The 6,405-nt window shown below is 65.0% G+C and carries 10 protein-coding genes; 3 read left to right on the forward strand and 7 right to left on the reverse strand.

What is annotated here, in order from left to right:
• Window positions 1-488: LysR family transcriptional regulator substrate-binding protein (locus tag ACRDUX_RS07480; RefSeq protein WP_526412498.1), on the forward strand; the 488-nt coding region annotated here is incomplete at its 5' end.
• Window positions 489-509: 21 nt separating this feature from the next.
• On the opposite strand, the gene ACRDUX_RS07485 is transcribed toward ACRDUX_RS07480, so the two are convergent.
• The 5 genes from ACRDUX_RS07485 to ACRDUX_RS07505 all read right to left on the reverse strand — a co-directional run bounded on the left by ACRDUX_RS07485 (window position 510) and on the right by ACRDUX_RS07505 (window position 3,049).
• Entirely contained in the window at window positions 510-1,013 is a 504-nt protein-coding gene (locus ACRDUX_RS07485) for a GNAT family N-acetyltransferase (RefSeq protein WP_526412500.1), read from the reverse strand.
• On the reverse strand, window positions 1,010-1,744 hold the full coding sequence (locus ACRDUX_RS07490) for an RES domain-containing protein (RefSeq protein WP_526412502.1): 735 nt from the start codon (window positions 1,742-1,744) through the stop codon (window positions 1,010-1,012). Before ACRDUX_RS07490 ends, ACRDUX_RS07485 begins: the two co-directional genes overlap by 4 nt.
• Window positions 1,741-2,133: a hypothetical protein gene (locus tag ACRDUX_RS07495; protein ID WP_526412503.1), complete on the reverse strand. Its 393-nt coding sequence runs from the start codon at window positions 2,131-2,133 to the stop codon at window positions 1,741-1,743. Before ACRDUX_RS07495 ends, ACRDUX_RS07490 begins: the two co-directional genes overlap by 4 nt.
• Before the next feature lie 169 nt (window positions 2,134-2,302).
• A complete protein-coding gene (locus ACRDUX_RS07500; RefSeq protein ID WP_526412505.1) occupies window positions 2,303-2,425 on the reverse strand; it encodes a hypothetical protein in 123 nt (40 codons plus the stop codon).
• 411 nt (window positions 2,426-2,836) lie between these two features.
• Window positions 2,837-3,049, reverse strand: a complete 213-nt coding sequence (locus ACRDUX_RS07505; RefSeq protein WP_526412507.1) for a hypothetical protein — start codon at window positions 3,047-3,049, stop codon at window positions 2,837-2,839.
• A 672-nt stretch (window positions 3,050-3,721) separates the two neighbouring features.
• Here ACRDUX_RS07505 and ACRDUX_RS07510 point away from each other — a divergent pair.
• Together ACRDUX_RS07510 and ACRDUX_RS07515 are read left to right on the forward strand one after the other, a co-directional pair.
• Window positions 3,722-4,816, forward strand: a complete 1,095-nt coding sequence (locus tag ACRDUX_RS07510; protein ID WP_526412508.1) for a catalase family peroxidase — start codon at window positions 3,722-3,724, stop codon at window positions 4,814-4,816.
• The gene (locus ACRDUX_RS07515) at window positions 4,813-5,343 is read left to right on the forward strand and encodes a cytochrome b (RefSeq protein WP_526412510.1); all 531 of its coding nucleotides are present in this window, start codon (window positions 4,813-4,815) and stop codon (window positions 5,341-5,343) included. The genes ACRDUX_RS07510 and ACRDUX_RS07515 overlap by 4 nt, the downstream gene beginning before the upstream one ends.
• Window positions 5,344-5,372: 29 nt before the next feature.
• Here ACRDUX_RS07515 and ACRDUX_RS07520 read toward each other — a convergent pair whose 3' ends face one another.
• Entirely contained in the window at window positions 5,373-5,591 is a 219-nt protein-coding gene (locus ACRDUX_RS07520; RefSeq protein ID WP_526412512.1) for a hypothetical protein, read from the reverse strand.
• A gap of 97 nt (window positions 5,592-5,688) precedes the next feature.
• The coding region (locus tag ACRDUX_RS07525; protein WP_526412514.1) for an SDR family NAD(P)-dependent oxidoreductase at window positions 5,689-6,405 on the reverse strand (717 nt) is incomplete at its 5' end.

The raw sequence follows: 6,405 nt of genomic DNA on the forward strand, positions 1-6,405 counted from the left end.
TCGAGTTGTACCGCGAGCGCTACCTGTTGCTAATCGACACAGCACATCCGGCGGCGGCCAGCGAGATGGTGGAATGGCAAGCAGCAGCGCAGCTGCCGTTGTGTGTGCTGACCGCTGAGATGCGCAACCGACGCATCCTGGACGCCACGATGGCATCGGTCGGAGAGCGGATCCGGCCCGCGATCGAGACCGACAACGTCGGCGCTCTGTACGCCTACATCGCAACGCGGCGCTTGCCGAGCATCGTCGCGCACACCTGGCTGCATGCCTTCGGGGTGCCGGAGGGCATGTGCGTGCGGCCACTTCGCGAGATCAGGCCCCGTTCGATTGTGGGACTGGTCCTTTCGGACGGGACTCCACCATCGATCATCGCCGATGCCCTGGCGGACTCCCTCCGCGATGCCGACCTGCCGGACCTGCTCGACCTGTCGTTGGAGACGGCGCTGGCCACATTCGGGCGGCCGGAGTCCTCGACCACCGCGGACTGATCCCACTTCTCCTCGACATTCCTACCGAACGAGCCGCTTTTCGAACGGATGCGCGCCGATGTCCTCGGGCGGCAGCGACGCGTCATAGAGCTGCGTGTAACCCATCGCCAGATAGAGGGCCACTGCCTCGGGTTGCCGCCAGCCGGTGGTGAGATAGACACGGGTGTATCCGCTTTGCAGTGCCGTCCGCTCGAGTTCGGCCACGACGAGCTTGCCGTAGCCCCGCCGTCGGTGCGTCGACGCCGTCCACATGCGCTTGAGTTCGGCGGTCGAGGAGTCCCAGCGGCGGAACGCGCCCCCGGCCACCGGCACTCCGTCGCACACCGCCACGATCAGCGCACCACCCGGCGGTGCGAACTCCTCGGCGGGGTACGCGCGCAAGTCGTCGTATTCCCCACCCACGATGCTGTCGCCGTACCTACTGCCGTACTCGACGGTGAGCTCGTCGAGCAGCGGAGCGGCGAGCGGATCGTTCTGATGCACGGCGACGAACTGCAGGCCACCGCTCTTCTCGTCGACTGTCACAGCCACTCGATCCGATGTATGCGCATCGCCTCACGAAGGGCTTCGTCGTCGGGGGTGATGACGCGCGGTTCCGAGCGATCGGTGACCTCGGCCGGGGAATCCGTGCCACCGCGTTCGTAGATCGCCCATAGAACGAAGTCGTCGCCGTGTTTGGACGGGTATTGGATGCCGTCGATGCGTTGCCCGTCGGGCCCGACGAGCTCGTAGATCCATGCTGAGATCGACTGTGTCAGTTCTCGCGGTGCGCTCATCCTCACGGTGGCGGCATCAACGTCGTCTACTCCAAGACGCCGTGCTTGGTCGAGGAAGTGCTCCCGAAGCGTGGGCAGCGTCTCGTGGTGGCCGGGAACCGCGAAGTCACCGGATAGTCGTGCCGAGCAGAACAGCCTTGCGCCACACCAACTGGGGTCAAGGCTCCCGGGTGGCACGGTGGCGTCAGCCTCGTCGTCGCACTCGATGAGGTCCATGTCCGCTTGCACGTCGGGGTCCGGGCGGAAGGCCGCCAGCACCTCCAGATAGCACCCCACCGGGGAAGCGCTCACGTACTTCGCCCGCCAGTGCCCTTCTGGGTCATCCCATCTACCTTGGAAGCGACCCGACCTGGCGTGCTCCCAGTCCGCCCAGTCCCACGGTGCCGGTGCATAACCGACGTGGTGAACGTCGGCGCCGTCAAGGCGCCCACATTGAACCGGACCGGACTCGGTCGGAAATGCGGGTCCCGGCGCCGTCACCCGACTGCTGCGAATTGGCGGGCTGCAGCGATCACCTTCGCGCCGTCCACCTCAACATCGCCGTCTCGTAGCGTCCGAGCCGGCGACACGTCGTCGAGGAATGGGTTGAGCCCTTGAAACCACGCCTGCACGACCGACGTGCTATCCCTGACGTTGACCATTCGAGCCGCCCTGTAGGCCACTCGGAGCCGCTCGACGTCGCCGGCATTGCCGATCTTGCGCGTTCCGTCGGCCCACTGCCGAACGGCGCGGGTTTCCTTGACGCCTCCCAGATAAGCAACCATTTTGGCGCCAAGCAGACTCTGAAGTGCGGTGACCAGTTCAGCGGTGGTCATGCCGACGGCCTCGTTGTAGGCAGCCAGATCCGGCTGTCCGATCTTCACCGTCATTGCCCTACTCCCCTTCCATGAATCCCCTACGAGCTCCACTGTAGGTCTCATTGCCTCCCGAAGGAGGGAATTACAGCACAAATCACACGGCAAACCACACCGGGCATCACAGTCTGCAAACCAAGAGGATCACGCTGAGTCGCACCATCGAGAGACGAGGAAACCGGTTCTACGCATTCGTCCTGTTCAGGCGGCCCAGTGCATACCAGCTGACCACCCGAGCGTCATCCTGAAACGCGGTTCCGGTGATGTCGACGGTATAACGCTCGGCATCGATGTCGAACTCCATCATGGAGTGGACGGTGACGTCGGCGTCCGGCCAGCAAAGTTGGTACGTGCAATCGGCCGACACGTGTTGCGAGAAGTGTCCCGTTCACCCACACCGATCCCGGAGTGTGACTGGATCGCTTCGCCGTTGAACGGTATGGCGCCTGAGAGGCCATAGCTGACGTCGCACGTCGTCGTCTCGTGAATGACGTCGCGGATGATCGTCCGTGGGCCTGCCGCGGCGATGCAGCGATTGCGGGCCAATCGTTTCCGACAACCGCGAACCGCAAGATCTACCGGCTCTCGGGTGATCAGCGCCGACGTTCCGTCTGGGAACACGTCGCAGAGTTTCACCGAGAGGGACGCGTTTTTCGGGACGAACCGTGCGCTGCCACTGGCCGAGAAGCGTTGTCCCAACGCATCTCATGATGAGTGGCTATTTGTGGTTTCGGTGAATGATGATGATCTCGGGCTGCTGCTGCACAGAGGGCGCGCTGGCGGTGACCTGGCTATTGCCTGGCGTCTCGCACTGGGTCGCGGCGCCACTGTATGTGCACGTCGGCGGCGAGGCGGTGGCCATCGGCGCTGCGGCCAGGGCGGCCGCTCCCGCCAGGACCAGCGGTGTGAGGTACTTGACTTTGGAGCGCATGGTGACGATTCCTTATTTCGGTGTGTCTCGTGAACGACGTCCGTCGACAGCTACTTCCCAGCGCCCAAGGTACGCAACGTATTCCGTCGCGAGAGTTTGACACCAGAGGGCTGCCATACGTCAGTCCCCATCGGTTATACGCCGTCGCTCTGTACCAACTACGTTGTCCCAAGCAGGATTCCGGATCGTTTGCCGATCGTTCACTCCGCCCTCGCGCTGCGGATGCTCATCGTCGCGTGCCGACGTGGTTGCGGACCAAGGACGACCCCATGCAGGTCCGGTCTGTTTGGGCCGCCCTGCGGGGCAGACGTTCGGAACACACTGCGCGCGACGCTTTTGCCCGCACGGCGGGGATCGACCCTGCCGAGTGGCACCGGTGAGACGCTGCTTACATTCTCGCGAATCCCCCGAACCGCAGGGACGCACGGTGACGTCACGTCGTCGAACCGAGGCGCTTTCCTCGGTTCGAGGATGACGTCACCGAACTGTCAGAAACTCGCCGAACACCGTTAGACCAGTGGGTATTTCGCCAGAGATCGTCAGCCCGTCGCCGTATCGCGCCTTCGCCGTCTCTGGCCACTCGGCGCAGAAGTAGACTGCATCGACGCCTCGTGTTGGCGTCTGAATCGGTGACGTCTGGGCGTTCGCCGGGCCCATGCACACCACGAGGAGATGCTGAAAGTGGGAGACGAACAACGCAAGCCCAGCCGAGGCTGGCGCAGTTCCACCGTGAGCAGACGCTCGATTCTCGTGGGCGTCGGGGCCGTGGGCGCCTTCCTCGCCGTCGATCTCGGCGCCGTCGCGTATGCGAACAACTGGATCGGTGGCAAAGCGCTGACCCGCCAGACGTTCATCGACGGCTTCCGCGCCGTGTCCGGCATACACCCGGGTTTCCGCAGCAACCACGCCAAGGGCGTCGCGGTCACCGGGTACTTCGACAGCAACGGTAACGGCAGCGAGCTGTCCACCGCGAGGGTCTTCCGTCAGGGCAGCACACCGGTGACGGGTCGCTTCTCACTGGCGGGCGGGGACCCATTCGTCAGCGACACACCGTCGGCGGCGCGTGGCCTCGGACTGGTGTTCGGACTGCCCGGCCGCGACCAGTGGCGCACGGCCACGCTCAATCTTCCCGTCTTTCCCGACAACTCGCCCGAAGGCTTCTACGACCGGACGATTGCCTCCAAGACCGTCGCAGGGACCGGCAAACCCGATCCCGATGCGATGGCCCGCTTCCTCGCCGCGCACCCCGAGACGGCTGCGGCGATGGCGGTGATCAAGACGCACCCGCCGACACCCGGGTTCGCCGACAGCACCTTCTCGAGCCTCAATGCGTTCTACCTCGTCGACGCCGCAGGGAAGCGCACTCCCGTGCGGTGGTCGTTCGTGCCGTCGCAAGCGGCGCTGCCCGCAACGCCTGCCGGTGACGACCGACTGTTCGATGCACTCGTTCGGCAGCTTCACGCCGGCCCCCTGCGCTGGCAGGTGCATCTGGCCGTTGGCGAGGCGTCCGACCCGCTGACCGACGCTACCCTGCCGTGGCCGCCCAGCAGGCGCGTCATCGATGCGGGAACCCTGACCTTGACCACTGCCCAGACCGAAGGTCCCGGCAACGCCCGCGACGTGAACTTCGATCCGCTGGTCCTTCCCCCTGGCATCGAGCCCACCGACGATCCCCTCTTGAGCGCCCGCTCCTCGGTGTACGCGGCCTCCTACCGCGCACGCACGGGAGAACCGAAGTCACCGTCGGCCGTCCAGGTCGCATCATGACGACGCGGCAGCGCTATCCGCTGCGAACGCGCCTGCTGCACTGGGCGACGGCGATACTCGTGTTGACCGCGCTACTCGTCGGATTCGCGATGGTGAACTCACTGGGCTCCTACGCGGCGCTCAGGAGCGTGCACATGACGCTCGGGGTCACGATCCTGGTGATCGTCGTGGCGCGCATCGTCAACCGGTTCACGCATCGAACGCCACCACTGCCGGCCACGATCGGGGCGTTCGAGCACAAACTGGTGATCGGCTCGGAACTGTCGATGTACGGCCTGCTGCTGGCGCAGCCCCTCATCGGCTGGGCGATGGTGTCCGCAACGGGCAAACCCCCAGCGGTGTTCGGCCAACTGCGCCTACCCGCCATCGCACCGTTCGACGCCGACACGTACTTCATTCTGCGGCAGGCGCATTCAGTACTGGCCTACGCACTGGTGATCGTCATCGCCGCGCACGTCAGTGCGGTACTGCTACACACGCTGACCCTGCGCGACGGCATGCTCTCGCGGATGGGCTTCGGCCGTTGACGCCGACCGTTGCGAAGAGTGACCGGATGTCACCGATGGTTGCGGTGAATGATGATGATCTGGGGCTGCTGCTGGACGGGAGGAACGTTGGCGGTGATCTGACTGTTGCCAGGTGACCCGCACTGGGTTGCCGAGCCAACGTCGACACAGGTGAGCGGCGCGGCGGCGGCCAGCGGTGCTGCCACGATCGCTGCGGACGCGGCTCCCGCCACGAGCAGCGGTGTCAGATGAGAAGCTGTGAAGCGCACGAGAAATATCCTTCGACCTTATTGAGCATTAACCAACTGATATGACTACCTGGTATGCAACGCCAAACGGGCTCAGGGCATTCCGCAGCGCGGAGTCTCAATGGATGGTGTATCCACCATCGATGACGACGACCGATCCGGTCATGAATGCCGAGGCGTCGGACGCCATGTAGACGACGGTGGGCGCGATCTCCTCGGGCAGGGCGTATCGCTTCATCGGGGCATCCTCGATCCAGTGCTGGCGGAACTGCGGCTCGTCGACGGGCGCCATCTCCGTCTTGACGTAACCGGGCGCGATGGCGTTGACCCGGATGCCGTACGGGGCCCATTCCGCCGCCAGGGATTTGGTGAGCTGGTGAACGGCAGCCTTGGACGCATTGTAGGAGGGCTGCCACTGTGGGCGGTTGACGATCAGGGAGCTGATCGAGCCGACGTTGAGGATGTTGCCGCCGCCGTGGTCCTTCATGTATGCGCCGGCTTCCCGGCTGAGCCGCCACAGGGACCGGGTGTTCACGTCGAAGACGCGGTCCCACTCGTCGTCGCTGATCTCCAGCGCAGGCCGGTGAATCGCCAGCCCGGCATTGTTGAGCAGCAGGTCGAGTCCGCCGAGCCGTTCCACGGCCCCGGCGATGGCAGCTCGAGGGCCGTCCTTCGCGGTGATGTCGACGTCAAAGGCTCGAACCTCCAGGCCTTCCCGCGCCAGCGTCGCCACGGCCGCGGCATTGCGCTCGGCGTCTCGTGACACGAAGACGACGTCGGCGCCGGCCTCGGCGAGCCCCCTGACGAAGGCCAACCCGAGGCCGCGGTTACCGCC

This window comes from Mycobacterium sp. (genome assembly GCF_050701675.1).
Classification (GTDB): domain Bacteria; phylum Actinomycetota; class Actinomycetes; order Mycobacteriales; family Mycobacteriaceae; genus Mycobacterium.

What these genes read in the sequence shown, in the direction of transcription:
- ACRDUX_RS07495 (WP_526412503.1), bottom strand. Translation starts at nt 2,133, where the DNA reads ATGACGGTGAAGATCGGACAGCCGGATCTGGCTGCCTACAACGAGGCC.
- ACRDUX_RS07500 (WP_526412505.1), bottom strand. Translation starts at nt 2,425, where the DNA reads ATGATGGAGTTCGACATCGATGCCGAGCGTTATACCGTCGACATCACC.
- ACRDUX_RS07505 (WP_526412507.1), bottom strand. Translation starts at nt 3,049, where the DNA reads ATGCGCTCCAAAGTCAAGTACCTCACACCGCTGGTCCTGGCGGGAGCG.
- ACRDUX_RS07510 (WP_526412508.1), top strand. Translation starts at nt 3,722, where the DNA reads ATGCTGAAAGTGGGAGACGAACAACGCAAGCCCAGCCGAGGCTGGCGC.
- ACRDUX_RS07515 (WP_526412510.1), top strand. Translation starts at nt 4,813, where the DNA reads ATGACGACGCGGCAGCGCTATCCGCTGCGAACGCGCCTGCTGCACTGG.